Origin of the sequence: Parvibaculum sp. (assembly GCF_039680535.1) — a bacterium.
GTDB lineage: Bacteria > Pseudomonadota > Alphaproteobacteria > Parvibaculales > Parvibaculaceae > Parvibaculum.
On sequence record NZ_JBDKSS010000014.1, the window covers coordinates 44,869 to 70,015 of the forward strand.

Genomic DNA, 25,147 nt, shown 5'->3' on the forward strand with positions numbered 1-25,147 from the left:
GGTTGCGCGATCAGGCACCGAGGGCACCGATGATCGTGACCGAGCACACATTCGAGGCGGGCGCGCCGCCGAGATTGTGCGTGAGGCCGATCTTCGGCGCGGCAAGCTGACGCTCGCCCGCCCGGCCCTGAAGCTGGAGATACATCTCATAGGCCATGCGCAAGCCCGACGCGCCGATCGGGTGGCCGAAGCACTTGAGGCCGCCGTCGATCTGGCAGGGCACCTTGCCGTCCGCGTCGTAGAAGCCGTCCATCACGTCCTTCACGGCATGGCCTTCGGGCGAGATGAAGAGGTCTTCCATGGTCACGAGCTCGGTGATGGAGAAGCAGTCATGCACTTCCATCATGCTGACTTCCTCGCGCGGACGCTGAATGCCCGCTTCGGCATAGGCCTTCTTCGCCGCGATGCGCGCGGTGTGGAAGTAGCTGCCGTCCCAGCTGTTGTGCTGCGACTCGAGACCGTTCGAGACGGCGAGCTGCATTGCCTTCACTGTCACGATGTCCTTCTTGCCGAGCGCGCGGGCGATTTCCGGCGTCGTCACGATGGCCGCCGCCGCGCCGTCCGAGACGCCACAGCAGTCGAAGAGGCCGAGCGGTTCGGCAATCATCGGCGCGTTCATGACCTGCTCTTCGGTCACGGCGTTGCGCAGATGGGCCTTGGGGTTCTTCGCACCGTTGGCGTGGCTCTTCACGGAGACATGGGCGATGGCGCGCTTCAGGTCTTCCTTGGAGACGCCATGCTTGGCACGATAGGCCGAGGCGAGCTGGGCGAAGTTGCCCGGCGCGGAGCCCGACGGCGCCCACTGCGGAATGAGCGTGCCGGCATTGCCGACCGGCAGGCCGCCATAGCCCGTATCCTTCAGCTTCTCGACGCCGAGCGCGATGGCGATATCCGCCGCGCCCGAAGCGACGGCGTAGACCGCGCCGCGAAGGGCTTCCGAGCCGCCCGCGCAGAAGTTTTCGACGCGCGTCACCGCGATGTTCGGCAGGCGCAGCGCCAGCGACATGGGCGTGCCGCCCTTGCCCGTGCCCGTCTCGTCGATATGGGTCGAGAACCAGGCCGCGTCGATCTGCGTCGGCTCGATGCCGGCGTCCTGCATCGCCTCGAGATAGGCCTCGACCATCAGTTCCTCGGGGCCGGCGTCCCAACGCTCGCCGAACTTCGAGCAGCCCATGCCGAGGATCGCAACCTTGTCCTTAATTCCAGCAGCCATGATGTTTTCCTTCCCGGTTTTCTCTGGCTTGATTGTCGTGGCTGCGCTTATTCAGCGGCCTGCGATTTCGCCTGTTCTTTGAGGATGGGGACAGCCTTCCAGAAATACCTCCGGAAGCCGCGCTTCTCGTCGAAGTCCTTGATGCGGAAGACGAGCTTCACTTCCATGCCGGAATCCACCGTGCCCTGCTCGACATCGGTGAAGTCCATCATGATGCGCCCGCCTTCATCGAACACGACCATGCCGTAATGGTTCGGCGGGTTCATGCTGGCAGAGAGGAAGTCGGCCGACCAGGACAGGATCTTCGCCTTGCGCTCGGCGAACTTGTAGGGCTCCTGCGTGTCGACGGTGTGATTGTTCGGGTTGACCGAGATGCGCGAGCGCGGGAACTGCACCACGCCGGTTTCCGTGCAGCGGCCGCCGACGAGACCCATGAGCATCTCCTCGTTGCGGTAGAGCGTCGTCAGGGCAGTCTTCTTGTCCTGCTCGGCGCGCATGCCCTGCTCCCACTCGATCAGGCCATTGAAGGTGAGGAACTTGAGGTAGTTCGTCTCTTCCTTCCGGTTGGCCAGCGAGCCGACGATGCCGCGCTTGTCCGCCTGCGAGGCGAGCTTGTCGGTCGTCTCGAAGACGAGCGCGTCGCAGCCGCCGCCGAAATGCAGCACCAGCACCTTCTCGCCGGGCTTCGCGTCCTTCTGGAGCGCATGGACGAGCATGACCAGCGAATGGGCCGCACCCGTCTCGCCGCAATTGGCGGCCAGCGTATCGCGCGCGGCTTCGGGCGCGATGCCCGACTTCTTGGCGAGCTGCTGCACGAATTTGTCGCCGAAGGCGCAAGGCAGGACGAAGTGCTTGATCTCTTCCGCCTTGACGCCCGCATTGGCGAGCGCCGCCTTCACGGCGCGTGGCACGATCTTCGAGAAGCCTTCGTCGCGGATCCAGCGCTCTTCCCAGTTGTAGTCGAACTCTTCCGTGGAGCCGCGGAAGTGATCGACGAAATCGACGGTGAGGCTCGCGCCGCCGAGATATTTCGCGATGACGTTTTCGGTACCGACGGAAACCGCTGCCGCACCATCGCCGAAGTCGAGTTCCTGCGCGCTGGCGGCGCGTGCCTTGCGGTGATCCGCGGCGAGCACGATCGCATGCTTCGCCTCTCCCGCCTTGACGGCGGTCAGCGCCTGCAGAAGCGCCGAGGTGCCCGCGCGCTGCGTCGAGGCCACGTCCACCGCGCGGACGGTTTCGCCGAGCGTCAGCGCAGCGGAGATGATCCCGGCGTTCAGACGATCCTTGAAGGGCATGGTCGTCGAGCCGAAGTACAGGGCGTCGACATGGGAGCGGTCATCATCCGGACCGAGAAGATCGCGGGCGGCTTCGACCGCCATGGTGACCGCGTCTTCGTCCCAGTTCGCCATCGAGCGCTCACCCTTCCCCTTGCCGAGGAAATTGGGCGCGATCCACGCATTCGCCTGCGCGACCGCCTTGCGCTGAAGGCGTAGCCTGGGAATGTAGCCACCAAAACCTGTAAGGCCGATCGACTGCTGAGCCATCGTCTCCCTCTCGTATTGCTTGGTTATTGTTGGCGGGAGTTTACCGGTGAACCGGCCATGGCGACAACAGGCGGTGTTTGGCCCTGCCGCTACGTCACGTCAGAGAAAGACAAGATTTCAGCGTGCCACGACGACGCAGGCGAGCCCCTTGGCGGTCAATTGGCTGCAGTGCGCCCTGGCCTCCTCCGCTGTCTGGAAGCTGCCCGCCTTCAGCCGGTACCAGACGCCCTTGGGTCCGAGATCTGCGGCATCGATATTGTGATCGAAGGAGGCGAGCGACGGATCGCGGCGTTGTGCGTCGGCCCAGGCGGAAGCCGCACTGGAGTGTTTGCGGAAGGAGCCAAGCTGCAGGCGGTAACGGCCCGAGACAGGCGCGGCTTCTTGTTGTTGCTCCGATATGGCGCGCTCTTCCGCCGCCGGTTGCGCCGGGGCCGCTACCGGCTCGGCGCGAACGGCCGTGGTGCTCCACCCGTCGGCGGGGGCGACCTTGACCTGCTGGCCGCTGCCGCCAGCCGCTACCAGCGGCTCGCCAAGAGCTTCGAGCTTCTTTCTTGCCGGTTCATAGTCTGGATCGATGACCAGAGCCTCCCGGAGGTCGGCCACCGCCGCATCGGTATTGCCCGAGCGCTCGAAGGCGAGCGCCCTGCCAAAGAGCGGCAATTTCCGCTGCTCCCCTGTAATGCGCTGGATCGCCGCCCCATAGTCGCGAATGGCCGTCGCATAGTCCCGGTGCTCGCGTTCAAGGTTGGCCCGGTTGTGATAGGCCGCGCCGTGATCCGGGGCGAGATCGATTGCCTTGGTGTAGTCGCTTTCCGCGCCCAGATTGTCGCCGGCGGAAGCCCGCGCGATGCCGCGATTGTAATAGGCCCGTGCCGCGACATCCCTGGGCAGGGTGCCGAGGTCGATGGCCTTTGTGTAATCGTCGCGCGCCAGACTCTGGAGGCCGAGCTTCTGGCGGGCGATGCCGCGGTGGTGATAGGCGAGCGCGAGGCGGCGCTGATCGAGGCCGCCACTCTCTATCGCGCGATCGAGCGAGGCGACGGCGTCTTCATAACGGCCCGTGTCGATGGCGCGATTGGCGCTCTCGAAATCCGAGTCGACATCGGAGGCCGCAACTCCCGATCTGGTAATCACAGGTGGCGCCGCGTTGGCCGCGCTGCACAGGATCAGGAGCGCAGCCACGGCCGCTCCCCTTGCCAGATGCCTCGCCCTCATTTGCCGCATCAACAGCCCTCCTTCAACGCGAAGGTTAACATGGGCTGCGTGTGCCTGTTCGGAACAGGCGCTATTTGCTGCAATACGAAGGGCTTAGGGATGATTATTAAAGTTCAAGTAAAATCTTAACCTCGCGAATCGGCCTATTCGACGGTCACCGACTTGGCCAGGTTGCGCGGCTGATCGACATCCGTGCCCTTGGCGACGGCGGCGTGATAGGCGAGCAGTTGAACCGGGACCGCCGCAACGATGGGGGCGATCAGCGGATCGACCTTCGGCATTTCGATCTTCGCCCAGACCTGATCGCCTGCGCGGTCGAGCCCTTCCCGGTCGGAAATCAGAACCACCTTGCCGCCACGCGCGATCACCTCCTGCATGTTGGAGATGGTCTTTTCGTAAAGCGCATCGACCGGCGCGATGACGATGACGGGCACGTTCTCGTCCACCAGCGCGATGGGCCCATGCTTCAACTCGCCTGCCGCGTAGCCTTCGGCATGGATGTAGGAGATTTCCTTGAGCTTCAGCGCGCCTTCCAGCGCAATCGGGAAGAAGTGCCCGCGGCCGAGATAGAGCACATCGCGGACTTTCGCGATCTCGGCGGCAAGCGCGTGGATCTCGCTGTCGCGCGACAGCATCTCCGCGACCTGCCGCGGCGCTTCGAGCAGCGTACGGACGAGGCGCGGCTCGTCGGCCGCATCGATGGTGCCGCGCGCAAGGCCGGTGCCGATGGCAAGCGCGGCCAGGGCAACGAGCTGACAGGTAAAGGCCTTGGTCGAGGCAACGCCGATTTCGGGTCCGGCATGGGTCCGCATGATGACGTCGGAATCCCGCGCGATGGAGCTTTCGACCACGTTCACGATCGAAAGGATCGTCTGGCCATGCTCCTTGCAGTAGCGGAGCGCCGCCAGCGTGTCCGCCGTTTCGCCGGACTGCGAGATGAAGATGGCGAGGCCCCCCTTGGGCAAGGCCGCCTCGCGGTAGCGGAACTCGGAGGCGATATCGACCTCAACCGAGATGCGGGCAAAACGCTCGAACCAGTACTTGGCGACGAGGCCCGCATAGGAGGCCGTTCCGCAGGCGACGATGGTGATGCGCGGCACGGTCGCGAGGTCGATCGGCAGCTTCGGCAGGCGCAGCGTTTCCTCGACGGGATTGACGTAATTCGCCAGCGTGTGGCCTATCACCTCCGGCTGCTCGAAGATTTCCTTCGCCATGAAATGGCGGTGGTTGCCCTTGTCGACCAGCGCCGTCGAAACATCGGTGATGCGGACGGGACGCTCGACGATATCGCCGGCGGCATTGTGGAAGACGGCCCCTTCGCGGGTCAGCTCCACCCAGTCGCCCTCTTCGAGGAAGGAGACCCGGTTCGTCATCGGCGCGAGCGCGAATGCATCGGAGCCGAGATACATGGCCTTGTCGCCATGGCCGACTGCCAGCGGGCTGCCGCGCCGGGCGCCGATGATGAGGTCTTCCTCGCCCTTGAAAATGATACCCAGCGCAAACGCGCCTTCCAGTTCCTTCAGCGCGGCCGCAGCCGCTTCGCGAGGGCTGAGGCCCTTGTCGAGGTAATGCGTGACGAGATGGGCGACGACTTCGGAGTCCGTCTCCGTCTGGAACTTCGCGCCGCCTGCGGTCAGTCGCTCGCGAAGGTCGCGGAAATTCTCGATGATCCCGTTATGCACGATGGCGACGCGCTCGGTCGCATGCGGATGCGCGTTGCGCTCGGTCGGCGCGCCATGCGTCGCCCAGCGCGTGTGGCCGATGCCGATGGTGCCTGCGAGCGGGTGGCTGTCGAGCGCCTTTTCGAGGTTGAAGAGCTTGCCTTCGGCGCGGCGGCGCACGATCTCGCCATGGTCGAGCGTGGCGACGCCCGCAGAGTCATAGCCGCGATATTCGAGGCGCTTCAGCGCTTCGAGGATGATGGGGGCCGCGGGCTTACCGCCGATGACGCCGACAATGCCGCACATTATTCGCCTGCCTTCTTCATGCCCGCGTGCTTCGCGCGGAAGGCTGCCGCCCAGCCCGGCTTTTCGAAATGCTTCGAGCGTTCGACGGCTAGCGCGTCGGCGGGCACATCCTTGGTGATGACGCTGCCGGAGCCCGTATAGGCGCCGTCGCCGATCTTTACCGGCGCAACAAGCGACGAATTCGAGCCGATGAAGGCGCCTGCGCCGATATCGGTGTGGTGCTTGTTGAAGCCGTCATAATTGCAGGTGATGGTCCCTGCGCCGATATTGGCCTTCGCACCCACGCGGGCGTCGCCGATATAGGAGAGGTGGTTCACTTTCGCGCCCGCCTCGATCTTTGCCTTCTTCGTCTCGACGAAATTGCCGATATGGACGTCGCGGCCGATCTCGGAGCCCGGACGGATGCGCGCGAAGGGCCCGATCTGCGCGCCCTCCTCGATCCTGCCGCCTTCGATGTGGCAGAAGGGTTTGATCGTCACGTTGCTCGCGACTTCGACTCCGGGGCCGAAGACGACATTCTGGCCGATGGTCACGTCCTGGCCGAAGATAGTGTCGGCGCAAAGGTAGACAGTTTCGGGATCGGCCAGCGTGACGCCGCCCTCCATCGCACGCCTGCGCAGGCGGCGCTGCATTTCAGCCTCGACGGAGGCGAGATCGGCGCGGCTGTTCACGCCCTGAATGTCTTCCTCTGGCGCACAGATGACCGCGCAGCCGAGACCTTCGGCGCGGGCGTGCTCCACGACATCGGTGAGATAATATTCGCCGCTGGCATTGTCGTTCGTCATGCGTCCGAGCAGACGGAAGAGATGCTCCGCGCGAACCGCCATCGCGCCGCCATTGCAGAGCGTGATGGCGACTTCCTCGGGCGTCGCATCCTTGCGCTCGACGATGCGGGCGAGCGACCCGTCTGCATTGAGGACGAGGCGGCCATAGGCGGCGGGATCGCGAGCCTCGAAGCCCAACACGACGACCGGAGCTTCGGCTCGGCAGGCGGCGACCATTTCTGAAAGCGTTTCGGCGCGCACCAGTGGCGTGTCGCCGAAGATGACCAGCACCACGCCTTCCCCCGACGGCACCAAAGCTTCGGCGGCGCGGACCGCATGGCCCGTCCCGAGCGGCTTGTCCTGAATGGCGATGTCGAGATTGGCGTCGACGCCCTTTGCGTAGCGCGCGACATCATCCATGCCCGGCGCGAGAACCAGCACGGTTCGCGACTTGCCGAGGCTTCCCACAGTCGCGAGTACATGACCGAGCATGGGCCGTCCGGCGATCTGGTGGAGCGCCTTGGGTGTGCTCGACTTCATCCGCGTGCTGCGGCCTGCGGCGAGAATGATGGTGGTAACGGTGGAGTTCGGCATGGGGCTCTTCGGCAAAATGTGCGCTCTCGGCCGCGACAGACGGACCACGCCCCCGGTCCTCTATCCGACGGCGTGAAAACTGGCATACGCCATCTTTCGCCGGGAAATAAATTTATATTTCCGTATGTTGCGCCATTTTAATCCGACGCCGCGCCCTGTGCCTTGGGCGCCCGCTCAGCGGGCCCGTTTATAGGCGGGGCGCATGGTGCGGGCGGCGGGCACGACCTTCGCCGAGGACCCGGCGACGGGACGATTCGCGGTCAGCCTCGGCTTCGCCCTGCCCTTGGCACTCTTCGCGGTCATGCCTTCGACGGCTTTCAGGAGCCGGTCCACGCGAGCCTCGTTCTCGATTCTGGCGAGCCGCCGCGCGGCATTCGTATTCCTGCTATGAAGCGACAGAAGCAGGATCAGCAGCACGACCGAGCCGAGCATGAGAAAGATGCTCTCGACGGAGAGGCTTTCCAGATAGGCGGCGACAGGCATTTTTCCCCCGGAAACCAGGTTGGGTGTTGGCTGCGCGCCTCTTTGCAGGTTTCGGGCCTCGCTTCGGCCCGTTGGTTCGGCAGGGATTCCCTCGGGGCCGTCGCCGCCCCTCCAGCCCCAAATGATTATCCATAAGGCATCTGCCTAATAGGAGGGCAGCGGGTGTCAGGCTTGCGGATCGGACAAAAGACTGGCTACCTTGCGCCCGCAAAAGCGGGCAGGCACCAGTAGGGTTAAAATGAGCGCAATCGACAGTCTGATCGACGGCTACCGTGCCTTTCGCACCGGAACCTATCGGCAAAACGAGGAGCGCTATCGGGCCCTCGCGAGCCGAACGCAGAAGCCGAAAGCGCTGATCATCGCCTGCTGCGACAGCCGCGCTGATCCCGCGATGGTCTTCTCCTCCGATCCGGGCGAGCTCTTCGTCGTCCGCAACGTCGCCAATCTCGTGCCTCCCTATGAGCCGGACACGCATTATCACGGCACCAGCGCCGCGATCGAATTCGGCGTGACCGGTCTCAATATCGCGGACGTCATCGTCATGGGCCATGCGCGCTGCGGCGGCATCGAGGCGCTTTATGAGAGCCACCACGGCAACCCACCCAAGGGCGAGTTCGTATCCGGCTGGATGTCACTCGCGCAGACCGTGGCCGACGATGTGCGCAAGACGTACGCACATCTCGACCGCGAAGGCGCGCTGCGCCAGATGGAGCAGCGGGCGGTGCTGAGTTCTCTGGAACGCCTGCGCACCTTCCCCTTCATCCGCGAGCGCGAAGCGGATGGCCGGGTGCGCCTGCATGGCTGGTTCTACGGCATCGGAAGCGGCGTCCTGTCCATCTATGACGAGGCGCAGGACCGCTTCATCGACGTGCCGGACGAAGCCTGATCGATCAGGCTCCCAGGCGCAGGTAATAGACGAGCGCCACCGACAGAATCAGATGCGCGGCGCCGGGCACGTAGGCGCCCGAGTCGATCTTGGCGCCCTGATAGAACAGGTTGACCATCGCGAGCACGTTGTAGACGAGCAGCGCAACCAGCACGGGCTTCAGCGCGGCAGGATCGGTGATGTCCCGCGCAAACCAGGCAAGCGCGCCAAGCGACAGAAGCGCCGAGCCAGCCAGACGGCTCACTGAAATCGCGTCGAGGCCAGGCGTCATGCCCGGCATCATGCGCGCAAGGAATCGGCCGGGTGCCGCGAGCATGAGCAGGCCCACGACCGCTTCGAGCGCGGCGCAGACGATCAGCAGAATTTTCGGTGTCTCAGGCATTTCATCCCCCTAAAAATAATGAGGGGCATTATAGCCGATTCCGCGCGAAATGCCGGGGTTTCGCGGTGTTCTGACGAAGGGGCAATTGGGGAGGATTGGTGGGTCCGCTGGGACTCGAACCCAGGACAACTCGATTAAAAGTCGAGTGCTCTACCAGCTGAGCTACGGACCCTCGAAAGTGTGGCGGAAACTAACGGCGACGCCCCTCCGGGTCAACCGCCACGCGCCACCTCCGCAAATATCTCACAAACCAGCGGAAAACGGCTCGATATCGCCCGCCGCCTGCTCCGCCTTGAAGCGTGCGACGAAATCATCGAGTCGCCCCTCGGCAATGGCGGCGCGCAGGCCTGCCATCAGTTCCTGGTAATAGGCGACGTTGATCCAGCTGACCAGCATCGAGCCCAGCATCTCGCCCGACTTGATGAGGTGATGCAGATAGGCGCGGCTGTAGTCGCGCGCGGCGGGACACGAGCTGTCCGCATCGAGCGGGCGCGGGTCATGCGCGTGGCGGGCGTTACGCAGATTGACGCGGCCCCGCCGCGTGAAAGCGAGCCCGTGGCGGCCATTGCGCGTCGGCATGACGCAATCGAACATGTCGATGCCACGGCGCACGCCCTCGACGAGATCGTCGGGCGTGCCGACACCCATCAGGTAGCGCGGGCGGTCCTTCGGAAGCAGCGGCACGGTAAAATCGAGAACACGCAACATTTCCGGCTGGCCTTCGCCGACGGCGAGACCGCCGATCGCATAGCCGTCGAAGCCGATGTCGATGAGTCCGGCGGCCGAACGCGCGCGCAGCTCGCTATAGGTGCTGCCCTGCACGATGCCGAAAAGCGCCTGACCTTCCTTGCGGTGCGGCTGCGCTTCGAAGGCGGCCTTGGAGCGCCTTGCCCAACGAAGCGAAAGCTCCATCGATACGCGCGCCTGTTCCTCGGTCGCGGGAAACGGCGTGCACTCGTCGAGCTGCATCTGGATGTCGGAACCGAGCAGACACTGGATTTCGATGGAGCGCTCCGGCGTCAGCAGATGGCGCGAACCGTCGAGATGGGAGGCGAAGGTGACGCCCTCCTCCGTCATCTTGCGCAGGCTCGTCAGCGACATCACCTGAAAGCCGCCGCTGTCGGTCAGGATCGGATGCGGCCAGTTGGCGAATTTGTGCAGGCCTCCCAGCGCATGTACCTCCTCCGCACCCGGACGAAGCATCAGATGGTAGGTGTTGCCGAGAATGATGTCCGCCCCTGCCTCACGCACCTGATCCATGTAGAGCGCCTTGACCGTCGCCGCCGTGCCGACAGGCATGAAGGCAGGCGTGCGGATCTGGCCGCGGGGCGTGTGGATGACGCCGGTACGGGCCGCGCCGTCGGTCGCCTTCAGTTCATGACGGAAGAGGCTCATGCCACGTCTCCACGATAAATGAGGCAGGCATCGCCGTAGGAATAGAAGCGATAATGCTCGGCGATGGCATGGGCATAGGCGTGCTTCATTTCATCGAGCCCGCGAAGCGCGGAAACCAGCATGAAGAGCGTCGAGCGCGGCAGGTGAAAATTCGTCATCAGCATGTCCACGGCGCGGAAGCGATAGCCCGGCGTAATGAAAATATCTGTCTCGCCTCTGAAAGGCGCGACCCGGCCATCGGGCGCGGCCGCGGATTCGAGCAGCCGAAGCGAGGTCGTGCCGACGGGAATGATGCGCCCGCCGCGCGCGCGGGCCGCGTTGATCGCCTCGGCCTCCGCCTCGGTAATCTCGCCCCATTCAGCGTGCATCTTATGGGCCTCCGTCGTCTCCGCCGCAACCGGGAGAAAGGTGCCGGCGCCGACATGAAGCGTCAGCCGCACCGTCGAAACGCCCTTCGCCTCGATGGCGCTGAGAAGTTCCGGCGTGAAGTGCAGGCCTGCGGTGGGGGCCGCGACGGCGCCCGGCTCCCGCGCATAAAGCGTCTGGTAGTCGGTGAGGTCCGCTTCGTCCGTGCCGCGCTTGCGCTCGATATAGGGCGGCAGGGGCATTTCGCCCGCCTTCAGGATCGCCGCGTCGAGGGCTGGCCCCTCATGCGAGAAGCGGAATAGAACCTCCCCGCCCTCGCCCTTTTTCTCGACCTCCGCCGAGAGGCCTTCGGCGAAATCGACGCGCTCGCCCTCCTTGAGCCGCTTCGCAGGCCGGACGAAGGCGAGCCAGCGGCCCGCATCCTCGCGCTTGTGCAGCAGCGCCTCGATTTTTGCCTCCGCGTCTCCACGGCGGCGCAGGCCGAAGAGGCGCGCCGGGATGACGCGCGTATCGTTGAAGACGAGAAGATCGCCTTCGCGCAGATGCCACGGCAGATCGCGCACGCCTTCATCGGACAGTGCGCGTGTCGCGGGTCCGATGACGAGCATGCGGGCGCTGTCGCGCGGCCTTGCGGGCCGCAGCGCGATCAGCTCCTCGGGTAGCTCGAAGTCGAATTCATCGACACGCATGGGAGGACAATCTCCCCTTGTTAAAAGCGTCATGCCCCGCCGGAAGGCGGGGCATCCATGCCTTTCTGAAAGACGTGGATGGCCCGGTCAAGCCGGGCCATGACGTGTTTTCGCAAATGCTGGCGGGATCAGGCCGCGTCCGCCGCGACCTGCATCTTCACGATACGGTCGGGCTCGCGCACGGGCTCGCCGCGCTTGATCTTGTCCACGAATTCCATGCCGGACGTGACCTTGCCCCAGACCGTGTACTGCCGGTCGAGGAAGCGGGCGTCGTCGAAGCAGATGAAGAACTGGCTGTCGCCGCTGTTCGGGTCCTGCGCGCGGGCCATGGAGCAGATACCGCGGACATGAGGCTCGGTCGAGAACTCGGCCGGCAGCTTCTTGCCCGAGCCGCCCGCGCCGGTGCCCGTCGGATCGCCGCCCTGCGCCATGAAGCCGTCGATGACGCGATGGAACGCAACGCCGTCATAGAAGCCCTGACGCGCCAGTTCCTTGATGCGGGCGACATGCTTCGGCGCAAGGTCGGGACGCATCTCAATGACGACGCGGCCGTCCTTCAGGTCGAGATACAGGGTATTTTCGAGATCGGTGCTCATGAGGCTACCTCGGTTCACTTTTTGACGTCTGCGGCGACCTGCATCCGGATGATCTTGTCCGGATTTGCCGGCGGCTCGCCGCGTTTGATGTAATCGACATTTTCCATGCCCTCGACGACGCGACCGAAGATCGTGTACTGGCCATCGAGGAAACTGGCATCGTCGAAGCAGATGAAGAACTGACTGTTGCCGCTGTTCGGGTCCTGCGAACGCGCCATGCCCAAGGCGCCGCGCGTGAAGGATTCCGACTGGCTGAACTCTGCGGGCACGTCCGCCAGCTTCGAGCCGCCCATGCCGGTGCCCGTCGGATCGCCCGTCTGTGCCATGAAGCCGTCGATGACACGGTGGAAGACGAGACCGTTGTAGAAGCCCTGGCGCGTCAGCGTCTTGATGCGCTCGACGGTCTTCGGGGCGACGTTCGGCAGAAGCTCGATGACGACGCGGCCATCCTTCAGATCCAGATAGATCGTGTTTTCAGGGTCGAGCTTCTGGTCGGCTGCGAGAGCCAGTTGTGTCGTCGCGAAGAGTGCGACCAATGCCAACGCCAGACTTTTCAGACGACGCATATTCATCTCCCTGCGGCTCCTGTCTTTACTGCTCGGTCGGCAGAGCGACCCAGCGCTTGTCACTTGTTGCGGTTCGTGTTTGCGAGGCGAGCCATAACCTTCTTCTCGACGCGCTTCGGCACGAAGGGCGAAATATCGCCGCCCATGCTCGCGATCTGGCGCACCAGTGTCGAGGAAATGAACTGCGTTTCCGGCGAGGCCGCAAGAAAGACCGTCTCGACCTTCGGATTCATCACGCGGTTCATGCCGACCATCTGGACTTCATATTCATAATCGACCGCGCCGCGAAGGCCGCGAATGATGACATTGGCGCCATGCGCGTCCGCGGCGTCGACGACGAGGCCCGAAAAGGAGGCCGTGCTGATCTTCGCGCCAAGCTTCTTCGCCACGGGGCCCGCCTCCGCCTCGATGAGCGCGGCGCGTTCCTCAAAGGTCAGCATGGGCGTCTTGGAGGCATTGATGCCGATGGCCACCACCAGATGGTCCACCAGCGTCAGGGCGCGGCGTATGATGTCGATATGACCGTTGGTGATCGGATCGAACGTGCCGGGATAGATGCCGATCCGCTTCTTCGTCGTCGCCATGCGTCTATTCCTCGTCCGATCCCGTTTCGCTTGCTTCGTCCACACGCTCCACCGAAACGACGCGCTCGTCGGCATTGGTGCGGAAGATGGTCACGCCCTGCGTCGCGCGGCCTGCAATGCGCACATCGTCAACCGGGCAGCGGATGAGCTGGCCCTGATCGGTGACGAGCATGATCTGGTCCTGCTCCTCCACCGGGAAGGACGAAACGAGCTTGCCGTTTCTCACCGTGACGGTCATGGCGATGATGCCTTTGCCGCCACGTCCCGATGTCCGGTAGTCGTAGGAAGACGAACGCTTGCCGAAGCCGTTTTCGCTCACGGTGAGCACGAACTGCTCGCGCGCGCCGAGTTCGGTATAGCGCTCGGGCGACAAGGTCAGTTCTTCCGACGCATCTTCTTCGCCCTCGTCCGCCTCGACGGCTTCGATCTCCGCCTCCTCGCCCTCGCCCGAAACGGCGCGGCGCATCGCGGTTGCCTGTTTCAGATAGGCGCGCGCTTCGGCGGGCGTCACATCGACATGGCGCAGGATGCTCATGGCGATCAGCCTGTCGTCCTCATCGAGGCGGATGCCGCGAACGCCGGTCGAATTGCGGCCCGAGAAAACGCGCACATCGGTGACAGGGAAGCGGACGCAACGGCCGTTGGCCGCGGTGAGCAGAACGTCGTCATCCTCGGTGCATATCTGAACACCCACAATGGCGTCGCCTTCGTCATCGCCCTCGAACTTCATCGCGATCTTGCCGTTGCGATTGATCTGCACGAAGTCGGAAAGCTCGTTGCGGCGGACGCTGCCCTTGAGCGTCGCAAACATCACGTGGAGCTTGGCCCAGCTCTTCTCGTCTTCGGGCAGCGGCATGATGGTCGTGATGGTTTCGCCCTGCTTCAGCGGCAGGATGTTGATCATCGCCTTGCCGCGGGACTGGGGCGTTGCCTGCGGCAGGCGCCAGACCTTGAGCTTGTAGACCATGCCGGTCGAGGAGAAGAACAGCACAGGCGTATGCGTGTTCGCCACGAAGAGCCTGTTGACGAAATCTTCGTCCTTGGTCGCCATGCCCGCGCGACCGCGGCCGCCGCGGCGCTGCGCGCGATAGGTCGAGAGCGGCACGCGCTTGATGTAACCCTGATGGCTGACGGTGACGACCATATCCTCGCGCTGGATGAGGTCTTCATCCTCGAAGTCGCCCTCGGCCTCCACGATCTCGGTCCGTCGCGGCGTCGCGAACTCGGCCTTGATCGCGCTGAGTTCGTTACGCACGATTTCGAGGACGCGCGCGCGCGAGCGCAGGATATCGAGATAGTCGGCTATCCTCAAACCGAGAGCATTCAGCTCGTCGGCGATTTCGTCGCGTCCCAGAGCCGTGAGACGCTGCAGGCGCAGATCGAGGATGGCCTTGGCCTGCGCCTCGGAAAGCTTGTAGGTGCCGTCCGGCGAGAGCTTGTGGCGCGGATCGGCGATGAGTTCGACCAGCGGCGCGATGTCGCCCGCGGGCCAGTCGCGCGCCATCAATCGTTCCCGGGCCGTGCCCGGATCGGGCGCGGTGCGGATGAGATGGATCACCTCATCGATATTGGCAACCGCGATGGCGAGGCCGACCAAGACATGTGCGCGGTCGCGCGCCTTGCCGAGTTCGAACTTCGTCCGCCGGGTGACGACTTCCTCGCGGAACTGCGTGAACGCCTCGATGAACTGCTTGAGGTTCAGAAGCTCCGGGCGACCGCGATAAATCGCCATCATGTTGGAGCCGAAGGTCGTCTGCAGCGGCGAGAAACGATAGAGCTGGTTCAGCACCACGTCGGGAACGGCATCGCGCTTCAGCTCGATCACGACGCGCATGCCGTCGCGGTCGGACTCGTCGCGCAAATCGCTGATGCCGTCGATCTTCTTGTCGCGCACAAGCTCGGCGATGCGCTCGATCATCGTCGTCTTGTTCACCTGATAGGGAATCTCGCTGATGATGAGAGCGACGCGGTCACGCTTCAGCTCCTCGATCTCGACGCGCCCACGAACTGTGAGCGAGCCCTTGCCAGTGAGATAGGTGGAGCGCGCGCCGGCGCGGCCGATCAGAATGCCGCCCGTCGGGAAATCGGGCGCGGGCACATGCTCGATCAACTCGTCGAGCGAGATCGCCGGATTGTCGATCAGCGCGATGCAGGCGTCGATGACCTCGCCGAGATTGTGCGGCGGCACGTTCGTCGCCATGCCGACGGCGATGCCGTTGGCGCCGTTGACCAGCAGGTTCGGGAATTCGGCCGGCAGGACGGTCGGTTCTCTTTCGGAGCCGTCATAATTGTCCTGGAAGTCGACCGTTTCCTTGTCGAGATCATTGACCAGAAGATGCGCGACCTTGGCCATGCGCACTTCGGTGTAACGCATGGCGGCGGCGGGGTCGCCGTCGACCGAGCCGAAATTGCCCTGCCCGTCAAGCAGCGGCAGACGCATCGAGAAAGGCTGCGCCAGGCGCACCAAGGCATCGTAAATCGATTGATCGCCATGCGGATGATACTTACCGATGACGTCGCCGACGACGCGGGCAGATTTGCGATAGGGCTTGTTCCAGTCGTAGCCGTTCTCGCTCATCGAGAAGAGGATGCGGCGATGCACGGGCTTCAACCCGTCCCGCGCATCGGGCAGCGCACGGCTCATGATCACGCTCATGGCGTAATCGAGATAGGAGCGGCGCATCTCGTCTTCGATGGTGATCGGCGAGACGTCCTTCTCCGGCGGCGTCGGCGTGCCGCCCGAAGTTCCGTCGGAACCCAAACCGCCCCCGTTGCCCGGGTTCGGCTCGTCGCCCGGAATGTCGCTGTCTGGCGTGTCGGACAAATGCTTTTCTAACGTTTGAGGGCGCCAGCGATCTCTGATCGCGCGGCGCCCGAAGGACCAAAAAGAGCCCGGAAAACGACTTCCGAATCCCCGAAATCAACTGACGCACAGACTAGCAGGTCCGGCATTTTCGGGCAACCTGAAACGCCGCTCGCCGCGACCTATAACCCTTTGTAATTATTAGGGAAATAGCGGTCGATTTTGCGCGGTTCATCGGGCCGCCGGCGTCGCGCGGAAAAGCAGCGCGGTGGCATCGTCCGAACGCTTGAAGCGCGGATAGAGGCGCAGCGCCGGATCCTCGTTTTGCTCGATATTCCTGATCTCGGACAGGAGGGCGGAAAGCCCCTCGTCGCGGGCGCGCCGGACAAGATCTGCGGGTGTGAGGCGGTCATAGTCATAGGCGAGCGAGGCAAAGCCATCGGTCATCAGCAGGCCGGTGACCGGTCTCGTCAGCGGCACTTCCCAGCGCCGCATGAAATCGACGGCGCGCGGGTCCAGGCCCAAAATCCAGTAACCCGTTTCCGTGTTCTGGCGGTTCCGCGCGGCACGCAGGAAGCGCATGACATCGGGCGAGGCGAACATGTCCGCTCCCGGCGCGAGCGAGGCAATGAGGTCCGCTATGCGCTGGCGGGCCGATGCCTCCCGGTCGAGGTGGCGGTCGCCGAAGGTCGTCGCCTCGCCCTCGTCCGTCAGCAGCACTAGATGGCAATCGGCGAAATTCACGTAAGAGAGCGTCGCGCCGTCGCTATGGACCATGCTCATGGCTGCCGAGGGCAGTTCATAACGGCCGTTCGGCGGGCGGCGCTTCTTTGACTCGAAGGCCTGAGCAAGGCTGTCGATCGCGGCCTTCGTGAGACCGCCGAGATCGCTCCCGTGTCGCTCTGCATGGGCGCCGAAATAGGCGCTCGCCTCCTGCGCCAACCAATGCGCATCGCTCGGTGCATCCAGAAGCTCGTCATCGGCGACGCCGGTCGCGCCGTCGATCACCCAGGCATGCGCCGGCGCATGGCCGTATGCATCCTCGTTCGGCTTTTCCGGATGCCCTGCATCCGTAATTACATCGAGGATGCGGAGCATGGGCTCACCAGTATTCGGGCTGCGTGACCATGAAATAGAGAATGGCGACGATGGCGATGAAGCCCGGCATGCCGCACCAGTACCAGAGGCGCAGATACTGCCGATAGCGCGGCGGCAGCGGCGTTCCGGCGGCGAGCGCCGTGGCCGCCATTTCCCTCATCTGCAGACGCAGCCAGAAGCCCGGAAGCCAGAGCAGGCCTATCAGCGCGTAGAGACCGAGACTGATGGCAAGCCAGCTCTGCCAGATGTGAAGATGCGCGATATGCGCGAGGCTCAGGCCGGTCACCGGCTGCAGCACAAAGGCCGTGGCCATCAACGCGATATCGGCCGCGACGACGATCCTCGCCGTTCCCGCGATCAGCGCCACATTCCCCGAGCGGTTCGCCACCACCATGAAGAAGGCAATGCCGAGCCCGGTGCCGAAGAGGATCATGGCGCCGAGAATGTGCAGCAATTCGAGAAGCGTGAATGTCTCCATCGGCGAGGCTCCGTTGGGAAGCCCTCAAGCGGGCCGCCCCCTGCCTAGAAGGGAATCTCGTCGTCGAGATCCTGGGCGAAGCTGCCCTTCGAGCCGCCCGAGCTGCGGCCACCGCCGAAATCGTCGTCGCCATAGTCGCCGCCGCCGGCCGACGAGCCGCCCGTGCCGCCGCCGGACCGGCCGTCCAGCATGGTCAGCACCGAGTTGAAGCCCTGAAGCACGATTTCGGTCGAATATTTTTCCTGGCCCGACTGGTCGGTCCATTTGCGCGTCTGAAGCGCGCCCTCGATGTAAACCTTCGAGCCCTTCTTCAGGTACTGCTCGGCTACCTTGCAGAGGCCTTCATTGAAGATCACGACGCGGTGCCACTCGGTCTTTTCCTTGCGCTCGCCCGAGTTCTTGTCGCGCCAGCTTTCCGAGGTCGCGATGCGTAGATTGGCAATCGGGCGTCCATCCTGAGTCCGGCGAATTTCGGGATCGGCACCCAGATTGCCGACCAGAATGACCTTGTTGACGCTGCCTGCCATGTCTCTCGCTCCGATGCGCCGCAAGGACGCGCGAAGCGCCCGAGCCAGTCACTTACAAATGAAATTCCCGCACACCATACAAGCAACCAACGGGATTCGGTGGCCCCGCTATGCCGTGCCGGGGGATATCCACAGAAAAGCGCTGCGCTGATGTTCTTTTTTTGTTCTAGACAAACGCGTCGTGAAAGTCAAAATGAAATCAGGAATGAAGATTCGACCATGCGAGATCTCCTCGATTTGATCGGCAGCCCCGCGGCGCGGCGCTTGTTTGCGGCGCCCGATAACTTACATTGCAGAGCGAATGTCCTCCCCTCGCAAGTCAACGAGTAAACGCCCCATGGCTGACGCGGCGCGTCCGGCTTCCCCGGCCTCTTCGAAAGTGCTGGCCGTTCGCGGCGCACGCGAGCACAACCTCAAGAACATTTCGATCGAGCTGCCGCGAGACAAGCTGATCGTCTTCACCGGGCTTTCGGGCTCCGGCAAGTCGTCGCTGGCCTTCGATACGATCTATGCAGAGGGGCAGCGGCGCTATGTCGAAAGCCTTTCGGCCTATGCGCGGCAATTTCTGGAGATGATGCAGAAGCCGGATGTCGACCAGATCGACGGCCTCTCTCCCGCCATCTCCATCGAGCAGAAGACGACGTCCCGCAATCCGCGCTCGACAGTCGGCACCGTCACCGAAATCTACGACTACATGCGCCTCCTCTGGGCGCGCATCGGCGTGCCCTACTCGCCCGCGACGGGTCTTCCGATCGAAAGCCAGACGGTCAGCCAGATGGTCGACCGCGTCATGGCGCTTCCGGAAGGCACACGGCTCTATCTGCTCGCGCCCATCGTGCGCGGCCGCAAGGGCGAATACCGCAAGGAATTCGGCGAGCTCCAGCGCAAGGGCTTCCAGCGCGTGAAAGTCGACGGCACCTTCCATGAGATCGACAGCGTGCCGGCGCTCAACAAGAAGCTGAAGCACGATATCGACGTGGTCGTGGACCGCATCGTCGTGCGCGACGATCTCGGCAACCGGCTCGCGGACAGTTTCGAAATCGCGCTCGGCCTTGCGGACGGCATCGCGGTTGTCGAATTCGCCGACGCAAAGAAGGGTGCCGAGCCGGAGCGCATCATCTTCTCGTCGCGCTTCGCTTGCCCCGTTTCCGGATTCACGATCGACGAGATCGAGCCGCGGCTTTTCTCTTTCAACAATCCTTACGGCGCCTGCCCAGCCTGCGACGGTCTGGGAACGCAGCATTACATGGACCCGGATCTCGTCGTGCCCGATCACGGCCTGTCGCTTCGCGATGGCGCCATCGCGCCCTGGTCGCGGTCAACATCGCCCTATTACACCCAGACGCTGGACAGTCTCGCCAAGGCCTACAAGTTCTCGGTCACCGTGCCGTGGTCGCAGCTTCCAAAAAAGGCCCAGCAGATCGTGCTCTATGGCACCGGCGAGGAGCCTGTGACCTTCGCCTATGATGACGGGCTGCGTTCCTACAAGACGACCAAACCTTTCGAAGGCGTCATTCCCAATCTCGAGCGGCGCTGGCGCGAGACCGACTCTTCGTGGTCGCGCGAGGAGATCGAGCGTTTTCAGGGCATCACGCGTTGCGACGATTGCGGCGGCTATCGCCTGAAGCCGGAGGCGCTCGCGGTCAAGATCAACAAGCTGCATATCGGTGAAGTGACCGACATGTCGATCCGCGAGGCGGACCGCTGGTTCTCGGAACTCTCTCAGCATCTGACGGCCAAGCAGAACGAGATTGCGGGCCGTGTGCTGAAGGAAATCCGCGAGCGGCTGCACTTCCTCAACAATGTCGGCCTCGAATATCTGACGCTGGCGCGGAACTCCGGAACGCTGTCTGGCGGCGAGAGCCAGCGCATCCGCCTCGCCTCGCAGATCGGCTCGGGCCTGACCGGCGTTCTCTACGTGCTCGACGAGCCCTCAATCGGCCTTCATCAGCGCGACAACGACCGTCTGCTCGAAACGCTGAAGCGGCTGCGCGATCTCGGCAATACGGTGATCGTCGTCGAGCATGACGAAGACGCGATCAGGCTTGCCGATTACGTGGTCGATATCGGTCCCGGCGCGGGCATTCATGGCGGCGAGGTCGTCGCCGAGGGCACGCCCGAAGAGATCATGGCGAACCCGAACAGTCTGACGGGACAATACCTCACAGGCTTCCGCCAGATCGACGTGCCAGCGACGCGGCGCAAGGGCAACGGCAAGTGGCTCAAGGTCACGGGCGCGAAGGAAAACAACCTGAAGAATGTGACGGCGGAAATTCCGCTCGGCACATTCACCTGCGTCACCGGCGTCTCCGGCGGCGGCAAGTCCACGCTTCTCATCGAGACGATCTACAAGGCCGTCGCGCGGCGGCTCACCGACACGCGCGAACACCCTGGCGACTTCGACGAGATTTTCGGCCTCGAACATCTCGACAAGATCATCGACATCGACCAGTCGCCCATCGGCCGCACGCCGCGCTCGAACCCGGCGACCTATACGGGCGCCTTCACCTTCATCCGCGACTGGTTTGCGGAGCTGCCCGAGGCGCGGGCGCGCGGCTACAAGGCCGGGCGCTTCTCCTTCAACGTCAAGGGCGGGCGTTGCGAGGCATGCCAGGGCGACGGCGTCATCAAGATCGAGATGCATTTCCTGCCGGATGTCTATGTCGAATGCGATTCCTGCCACGGGCATCGCTACAATCGCGAGACGCTGGAAGTGAAATTCAAGGGCAAGTCGATCGCCGACATTCTTGAAATGACCGTCGATGAAGCGGCCGACTTCTTCAAGGCCGTCCCTGCCGTGCGTGAGAAGATGGAAGTGCTACAGCGCGTCGGCCTCGGCTACATCAAGGTCGGCCAGCAGGCGACGACGCTTTCCGGCGGCGAGGCGCAGCGCGTCAAGCTCTCCAAGGAGCTTTCGCGCCGCTCGACGGGTCGCACCATCTACATTCTCGACGAGCCGACCACCGGCCTCCACTTCCACGATGTCGCGAAGCTTCTCGAAGTGCTTCACGAGCTTGTGGCGCAGGGCAATTCGGTCGTCGTGATCGAGCATAATCTCGAAGTCATCAAGACGGCCGACTGGATCATCGATCTCGGGCCCGAGGGCGGCGATAAGGGTGGAGAAATCGTGGCGGCCGGCACGCCGGAAGATGTCGCGAAAGAGCCCCGCAGCTATACAGGTCACTATCTCGCCGAGCTCTTCAAGCGCCGTCCGGCGCGCGGTGGCGATGCTGCCACGAAGACGAAGAAGGCCGCGCGGGCAAAGTGACGCCCGGTTTCACCTGCCGCATAAACCGCTTATAAAGGCGGCAGGCTGGGCTGTGGGGGCATGATGACCGGACTCGACCGTCGAGAATTTCTGAGGCTTTTTACCGCGACAGCCGGTTGTTTCGCGGTGAGCGCCGCGCCCCTGCCCTTCGTCTCGGCGCTCAATCGCGCCGAAGCTGCCGGCCTCTATCATTTTCCGCAAGGGCTTGCCTCGGGCGATCCGCAGCCGCATGCCGTCATGCTGTGGACGCGCGTGGAGCGCGTCGACGGCGCCTCAAGCGGTTCGGTCGATCTCTATGTGCAGGTCGCTCAGGACGAGAGCTTTTCACAGCTTGTCGTGGAGCGGGCGGTGCGCGCGCTCCCTGAAGCGGATCATACCGTCCGTGTGCTGGTGAATGGGCTCAAGCCCGATAGCTGGTACTATTACCGCTTCTTCGCCGGGAGCGATCAGGCCCCGTTTGCAGGGCGCACACGCACGGCGCCTTCGGCAGACGCGAAACGTCCGGTGCGTTTCGCGTTCGTCTCCTGCCAGAATTACGAGCAAGGCTATTACGGCGCCTATCGCCGTCTCGTGAACGACGACATTGCAGCCAGGCCCGAGGATCGGATCGAATTCGTCCTGCATCTCGGCGATTTCATCTACGAGCATACGGGCGACGTACCGGAGGAAGAAAAGCCCGCGAGGTTGATCGGGCCTCTGCCCAATGGCTCTAAGCCCTGGGAGCCAGACGGCAAGCGCACCAACTGGCAGCGCGGCGGGCAGGCCGCGGAGACGCTTGCCGATTATCGTTTTCTCTACAAGGCCTATCTCGGCGATCCGGATCTTCAGGCCGCGCGCGCCCGTTTTCCCTTCATCCACACCTGGGACGACCACGAATTCACCAATGATTGCTGGCAGGCCCATGACACCTATTTCGGCGATGGCCAACCGGCGCAAAGGCGAAAATTCGCCGCCAATCAGGCGTGGTTCGAATATGTGCCCGCGCTTCTCTCCGATGCGCCGGATTTTGGCGGCGTGAAATCGGCGGCGCATGACCTTGTGCCCGCGAAGGTTGCCGATGGCCCGATGGGCGAGCCGGATGCCGATTTTCTCTTTCAGGGAACGGACAATCTCCACGCGATCCGCAGTCTTGCCATACACCGCGCCTTTTCATGGGGCGCGATGCTCGACCTCATCATTACCGACCTTCGCAGCTATCGCAGCCCGCCGGTCGTGACCGACGAGATAAGGGCGTTGATCAAGGGCGCGCCCCTGCCGCCGGTGCGCATCGTGAAAACCCTCGACGCGGGACGAACGGCTGAAAGCGGCAAGCCGCCGGAGAAGATTTCCTACAAGGATCGCGAGATCGCCAATCCCCGCCGCAACGCGCCGCCGGGCACGCATATGGGCGGGCCGCAAAAGCTGTGGTTCAAGGCCGCAATGAAGGCCTCGAAGGCGCGCTGGCGCATCTGGGCGAACAGCGTTCCGGCGCTTTCCATGCGCATCGATTTTTCGAGCCTGCCTTTCGTGGGACTCGAGGACGGCTATGTCGGCATCGATGCCTGGCAGGGATACCCGGGCGAACTCAAGGAGCTGATGACCTTTCTCCGCGAAGAGAAGATCGGGAACGTGATTTCCTGTTCCGGCGACTATCACGCTCATATTGCGGGCCTTCTGCCGGTCGACCCCGACGCGGACGCGCTCACCTGCTCTGCCGTCGAATTCGTTACAGCGGGCATCAGCTCCGGCTCCATGTATGAGGGCGCCGAGCGCGGTGCGCGCAAGAGCGCCCTTTTCCATCGCGCAGTCGAGATCGACGACGGAAAGCGCAAGCTCGAGAATTTCAACAATACGCTGGTGAACGGATTGCGCGCCGGTGTTCTCACCAATTACACGAATTCGGTGAAGGTCGGTGCCATCTTCCGCAACGAGCGGGCGAGCCCTGGCCTTTCCTTTCTCGATTCAAACGCTCATGGCTTCGGCATTGCAACGTTGACGGAGCAAGGCGCAACCGTGGAACTCGTCAATGTGGGCGACGTGTCGAAGGATATGGGCCCCGAGGGGTCGCCGGTGCTGCGCCGCAGCCGTTTTGCGGTCAAGCCGTGGAACGGCGGCGAGGAGCCGCGTGTCGACGGGCCGCACTTCGAAGGCGAACCGCCCTTCCCCTACTCGCATGTAGCCGTTTGACGCTTCGGCCTTTGCGCCGGCGGATTCTCCGCCTAATCTTTCGCGACGAAGGCGGGCCGCATGAGAGTCCGCCCGCATGACTTGCGGAGGTAGCACAGGTGGGGATTTCGGAATATGCGTCATATGACGCGCTCGGGCTCGCGGAGCTCGTAAAGACCGGACAGGTCTCTGCGGCGGAACTCGCCGAGGAAGCGATCAACCGGATCGAAAAGCACAATCCGGCGCTCAATGCCGTCGTCACCAAGATGTACGATCAGGGCCGCGCCGCCGCAAAAGCGCCGGTCGACGGACCGTTCAAGGGCGTTCCCTTTCTGCTTAAGGACATTCTCGGCGACTATGCGGGCGTGCCCACCCAATCTGGCTCGCGGTTCATGAGCGGTATCCCCGCGACGCGGGATTCGACGCTCACGGCGCGTTTCAAGAAATCGGGCGTCGTCATTCTCGGCAAGACCAACGTGCCGGAATTCGGCCTGCTGCCGACGACGGAAAGCGCCTTTTACGGCCCCGCGCGCAATCCGTGGAACACGGCGCATTCGACGGGCGGTTCATCCGGCGGTTCGGCGGCGGCGGTTGCCTCCGGCATCGTTCCCATCGCGCATGCGAATGACGGCGGCGGCTCGATCCGCATTCCGGCCTCGTGCTGCGGTCTAGTCGGCCTGAAGCCGACGCGCGGGCGCAATCCGCTCGGTCCCGATCTCGGCGATATCATGGGCGGCCTCATCGCCGAACATATCGTCTCGCGCAGCGTGCGCGACACGGCGGCCATGCTCGATTGCACGCATGGGCCCGAAACAGGCGATCCCTATTACGCGCCGCCGGTCGCGCGGCCCTTCCTCGATGAAGTGAAGCAGAAGCCCGGCAAGCTCCGTGTCGCCTATAGTGTCACCGTGCTCGACGGCAAGAAGGTTCACCCGGAAGGCGTGAAGGGCGTCGAGGAGACGGCGAAGCTTCTCGCCGATCTCGGCCATGAGGTCGTGGAGGCGGCGCCCGAACTGCCGATGGAAATGCTCTCCGGCGCTTTCATGGCGCTCTGGGCCTCGGGCCTCGCCATGCAGATCGACGCGCATGCGATGATGACCGGGCGCACGCCGAGCGACAACGAAATCGAAGGCCTGACCTGGGGCCTTTATCAGGCCGGCAAGCAGGTCACCGCCGTGCAGTACCAGATGTCCGTCGCGCAGATTCAGATGATGTCGCGCATCATCGGGCGGTTCATGGAGTCGCATGACGTGTGGCTGACGCCGACCCTCGGCAGCCCGCCGCTGAAGCTCGGCACCATCGACATCACGGAGCGCGATCCGGTGGCGGCCTTCGCGCCGGTGCTCGACTATGTTCCCTTTACCGCGCTGGAAAATGCGACCGGTCAGCCGGCGATCTCGCTGCCGCTTCACTGGTCCGCGGATGGGCTTCCGGTCGGGATCATGTTCGCCGGGCGCTTCGGCGACGAGGCAACCCTGCTGCGTCTCGCCGCGCAGCTTGAGGAAGCCCGCCCCTGGAAGGACAAGCGGCCCCAGATCTGGGGCTGAGAGGCCACAACAGGCGGGGCGGGCTCCAAGGCTT

General features: G+C 63.7%; 20 protein-coding genes and 1 tRNA gene. 4 read left to right on the forward strand and 17 right to left on the reverse strand.

What is annotated here, in order from left to right:
• Window positions 1-10: 10 nt before the first annotated feature.
• The 6 genes from ABFC66_RS10800 to ABFC66_RS10825 form a co-directional block, all read right to left on the reverse strand.
• Entirely contained in the window at window positions 11-1,213 is a 1,203-nt protein-coding gene (locus tag ABFC66_RS10800) for an acetyl-CoA acetyltransferase (RefSeq protein ID WP_152216478.1), read from the reverse strand.
• 47 nt (window positions 1,214-1,260) lie between these two features.
• A complete protein-coding gene (locus ABFC66_RS10805; protein ID WP_346740972.1) occupies window positions 1,261-2,760 on the reverse strand; it encodes a 3-oxoacyl-[acyl-carrier-protein] synthase III C-terminal domain-containing protein in 1,500 nt (499 codons plus the stop codon).
• A gap of 117 nt (window positions 2,761-2,877) precedes the next feature.
• Complete coding sequence (locus ABFC66_RS10810) at window positions 2,878-3,942, reverse strand: SPOR domain-containing protein (RefSeq protein WP_346740973.1); 1,065 nt, start codon at window positions 3,940-3,942, stop codon at window positions 2,878-2,880.
• A gap of 176 nt (window positions 3,943-4,118) precedes the next feature.
• On the reverse strand, window positions 4,119-5,942 hold the full coding sequence (gene glmS / locus ABFC66_RS10815; RefSeq protein WP_346740974.1) for a glutamine--fructose-6-phosphate transaminase (isomerizing): 1,824 nt from the start codon (window positions 5,940-5,942) through the stop codon (window positions 4,119-4,121).
• Complete coding sequence (gene glmU, locus ABFC66_RS10820) at window positions 5,942-7,300, reverse strand: bifunctional UDP-N-acetylglucosamine diphosphorylase/glucosamine-1-phosphate N-acetyltransferase GlmU (protein ID WP_346740975.1); 1,359 nt, start codon at window positions 7,298-7,300, stop codon at window positions 5,942-5,944. Before glmU ends, glmS begins: the two co-directional genes overlap by 1 nt.
• Window positions 7,301-7,474: 174 nt before the next feature.
• Window positions 7,475-7,783, reverse strand: a complete 309-nt coding sequence (locus ABFC66_RS10825; protein WP_346740976.1) for a hypothetical protein — start codon at window positions 7,781-7,783, stop codon at window positions 7,475-7,477.
• A gap of 238 nt (window positions 7,784-8,021) precedes the next feature.
• Between ABFC66_RS10825 and ABFC66_RS10830 the strand changes: the two genes are divergently transcribed.
• A complete protein-coding gene (locus ABFC66_RS10830; RefSeq protein WP_346740977.1) occupies window positions 8,022-8,669 on the forward strand; it encodes a carbonic anhydrase in 648 nt (215 codons plus the stop codon).
• A 4-nt stretch (window positions 8,670-8,673) separates the two neighbouring features.
• Here the strand turns inward: ABFC66_RS10830 and ABFC66_RS10835 are convergent, their stop codons facing one another.
• The 11 genes from ABFC66_RS10835 to ABFC66_RS10885 all read right to left on the reverse strand — a co-directional run bounded on the left by ABFC66_RS10835 (window position 8,674) and on the right by ABFC66_RS10885 (window position 18,153).
• Entirely contained in the window at window positions 8,674-9,051 is a 378-nt protein-coding gene (locus ABFC66_RS10835; RefSeq protein WP_346740978.1) for a hypothetical protein, read from the reverse strand.
• A gap of 96 nt (window positions 9,052-9,147) precedes the next feature.
• Window positions 9,148-9,223: transfer RNA gene (locus ABFC66_RS10840), tRNA-Lys, on the reverse strand.
• 71 nt (window positions 9,224-9,294) lie between these two features.
• Complete coding sequence (tgt, locus tag ABFC66_RS10845; protein ID WP_346740979.1) at window positions 9,295-10,446, reverse strand: tRNA guanosine(34) transglycosylase Tgt; 1,152 nt, start codon at window positions 10,444-10,446, stop codon at window positions 9,295-9,297.
• Window positions 10,443-11,501 carry a tRNA preQ1(34) S-adenosylmethionine ribosyltransferase-isomerase QueA gene (queA, locus tag ABFC66_RS10850; protein ID WP_346740980.1) on the reverse strand — a complete coding sequence of 353 codons (1,059 nt, stop codon included), beginning with the start codon at window positions 11,499-11,501 and terminating at the stop codon, window positions 10,443-10,445. Before queA ends, tgt begins: the two co-directional genes overlap by 4 nt.
• 128 nt (window positions 11,502-11,629) lie before the next feature.
• Entirely contained in the window at window positions 11,630-12,097 is a 468-nt protein-coding gene (locus ABFC66_RS10855; RefSeq protein ID WP_346740981.1) for a peptidylprolyl isomerase, read from the reverse strand.
• A 14-nt stretch (window positions 12,098-12,111) separates the two neighbouring features.
• Entirely contained in the window at window positions 12,112-12,663 is a 552-nt protein-coding gene (locus ABFC66_RS10860) for a peptidylprolyl isomerase (protein ID WP_346740982.1), read from the reverse strand.
• Window positions 12,664-12,722: 59 nt separating this feature from the next.
• Window positions 12,723-13,247, reverse strand: coding sequence for a pantetheine-phosphate adenylyltransferase (coaD, locus tag ABFC66_RS10865; RefSeq protein ID WP_346740983.1), 525 nt, complete (start codon window positions 13,245-13,247; stop codon window positions 12,723-12,725).
• A 4-nt stretch (window positions 13,248-13,251) separates the two neighbouring features.
• The gene (gyrA, locus tag ABFC66_RS10870) at window positions 13,252-16,008 is read right to left on the reverse strand and encodes a DNA gyrase subunit A (RefSeq protein WP_346741189.1); all 2,757 of its coding nucleotides are present in this window, start codon (window positions 16,006-16,008) and stop codon (window positions 13,252-13,254) included.
• 273 nt (window positions 16,009-16,281) lie between these two features.
• Window positions 16,282-17,148: a hypothetical protein gene (locus tag ABFC66_RS10875; protein ID WP_346740984.1), complete on the reverse strand. Its 867-nt coding sequence runs from the start codon at window positions 17,146-17,148 to the stop codon at window positions 16,282-16,284.
• 4 nt (window positions 17,149-17,152) lie between these two features.
• The gene (locus ABFC66_RS10880; protein WP_346740985.1) at window positions 17,153-17,626 is read right to left on the reverse strand and encodes a DUF2269 domain-containing protein; all 474 of its coding nucleotides are present in this window, start codon (window positions 17,624-17,626) and stop codon (window positions 17,153-17,155) included.
• Between the two features lie 44 nt (window positions 17,627-17,670).
• A complete protein-coding gene (locus ABFC66_RS10885) occupies window positions 17,671-18,153 on the reverse strand; it encodes a single-stranded DNA-binding protein (RefSeq protein WP_346740986.1) in 483 nt (160 codons plus the stop codon).
• A 337-nt stretch (window positions 18,154-18,490) separates the two neighbouring features.
• Here ABFC66_RS10885 and uvrA point away from each other — a divergent pair, with 337 nt between their 5' ends.
• From uvrA to ABFC66_RS10900, 3 genes are all read left to right on the forward strand, one after another.
• Window positions 18,491-21,421 carry an excinuclease ABC subunit UvrA gene (gene uvrA, locus ABFC66_RS10890; RefSeq protein WP_346740987.1) on the forward strand — a complete coding sequence of 977 codons (2,931 nt, stop codon included), beginning with the start codon at window positions 18,491-18,493 and terminating at the stop codon, window positions 21,419-21,421.
• 126 nt (window positions 21,422-21,547) lie between these two features.
• Window positions 21,548-23,587 (forward strand): alkaline phosphatase D family protein, encoded by a 2,040-nt coding sequence (locus ABFC66_RS10895; RefSeq protein ID WP_346740988.1) that lies wholly within the window; start codon window positions 21,548-21,550, stop codon window positions 23,585-23,587.
• 98 nt (window positions 23,588-23,685) lie between these two features.
• The gene (locus ABFC66_RS10900; protein WP_346740989.1) at window positions 23,686-25,113 is read left to right on the forward strand and encodes an amidase; all 1,428 of its coding nucleotides are present in this window, start codon (window positions 23,686-23,688) and stop codon (window positions 25,111-25,113) included.
• The last annotated feature ends 34 nt before the right edge of the window (window positions 25,114-25,147 follow it).

What these genes read in the sequence shown, in the direction of transcription:
- ABFC66_RS10800 (WP_152216478.1), bottom strand. Translation starts at nt 1,213, where the DNA reads ATGGCTGCTGGAATTAAGGACAAGGTTGCGATCCTCGGCATGGGCTGC.
- ABFC66_RS10805 (WP_346740972.1), bottom strand. Translation starts at nt 2,760, where the DNA reads ATGGCTCAGCAGTCGATCGGCCTTACAGGTTTTGGTGGCTACATTCCC.
- glmS (WP_346740974.1), bottom strand. Translation starts at nt 5,942, where the DNA reads ATGTGCGGCATTGTCGGCGTCATCGGCGGTAAGCCCGCGGCCCCCATC.
- glmU (WP_346740975.1), bottom strand. Translation starts at nt 7,300, where the DNA reads ATGCCGAACTCCACCGTTACCACCATCATTCTCGCCGCAGGCCGCAGC.
- ABFC66_RS10825 (WP_346740976.1), bottom strand. Translation starts at nt 7,783, where the DNA reads ATGCCTGTCGCCGCCTATCTGGAAAGCCTCTCCGTCGAGAGCATCTTT.
- ABFC66_RS10830 (WP_346740977.1), top strand. Translation starts at nt 8,022, where the DNA reads ATGAGCGCAATCGACAGTCTGATCGACGGCTACCGTGCCTTTCGCACC.
- ABFC66_RS10835 (WP_346740978.1), bottom strand. Translation starts at nt 9,051, where the DNA reads ATGCCTGAGACACCGAAAATTCTGCTGATCGTCTGCGCCGCGCTCGAA.
- tgt (WP_346740979.1), bottom strand. Translation starts at nt 10,446, where the DNA reads ATGAGCCTCTTCCGTCATGAACTGAAGGCGACCGACGGCGCGGCCCGT.
- queA (WP_346740980.1), bottom strand. Translation starts at nt 11,501, where the DNA reads ATGCGTGTCGATGAATTCGACTTCGAGCTACCCGAGGAGCTGATCGCG.
- ABFC66_RS10855 (WP_346740981.1), bottom strand. Translation starts at nt 12,097, where the DNA reads ATGAGCACCGATCTCGAAAATACCCTGTATCTCGACCTGAAGGACGGC.
- ABFC66_RS10860 (WP_346740982.1), bottom strand. Translation starts at nt 12,663, where the DNA reads ATGCGTCGTCTGAAAAGTCTGGCGTTGGCATTGGTCGCACTCTTCGCG.
- coaD (WP_346740983.1), bottom strand. Translation starts at nt 13,247, where the DNA reads ATGGCGACGACGAAGAAGCGGATCGGCATCTATCCCGGCACGTTCGAT.
- ABFC66_RS10875 (WP_346740984.1), bottom strand. Translation starts at nt 17,148, where the DNA reads ATGCTCCGCATCCTCGATGTAATTACGGATGCAGGGCATCCGGAAAAG.
- ABFC66_RS10880 (WP_346740985.1), bottom strand. Translation starts at nt 17,626, where the DNA reads ATGGAGACATTCACGCTTCTCGAATTGCTGCACATTCTCGGCGCCATG.
- ABFC66_RS10885 (WP_346740986.1), bottom strand. Translation starts at nt 18,153, where the DNA reads ATGGCAGGCAGCGTCAACAAGGTCATTCTGGTCGGCAATCTGGGTGCC.
- uvrA (WP_346740987.1), top strand. Translation starts at nt 18,491, where the DNA reads ATGGCTGACGCGGCGCGTCCGGCTTCCCCGGCCTCTTCGAAAGTGCTG.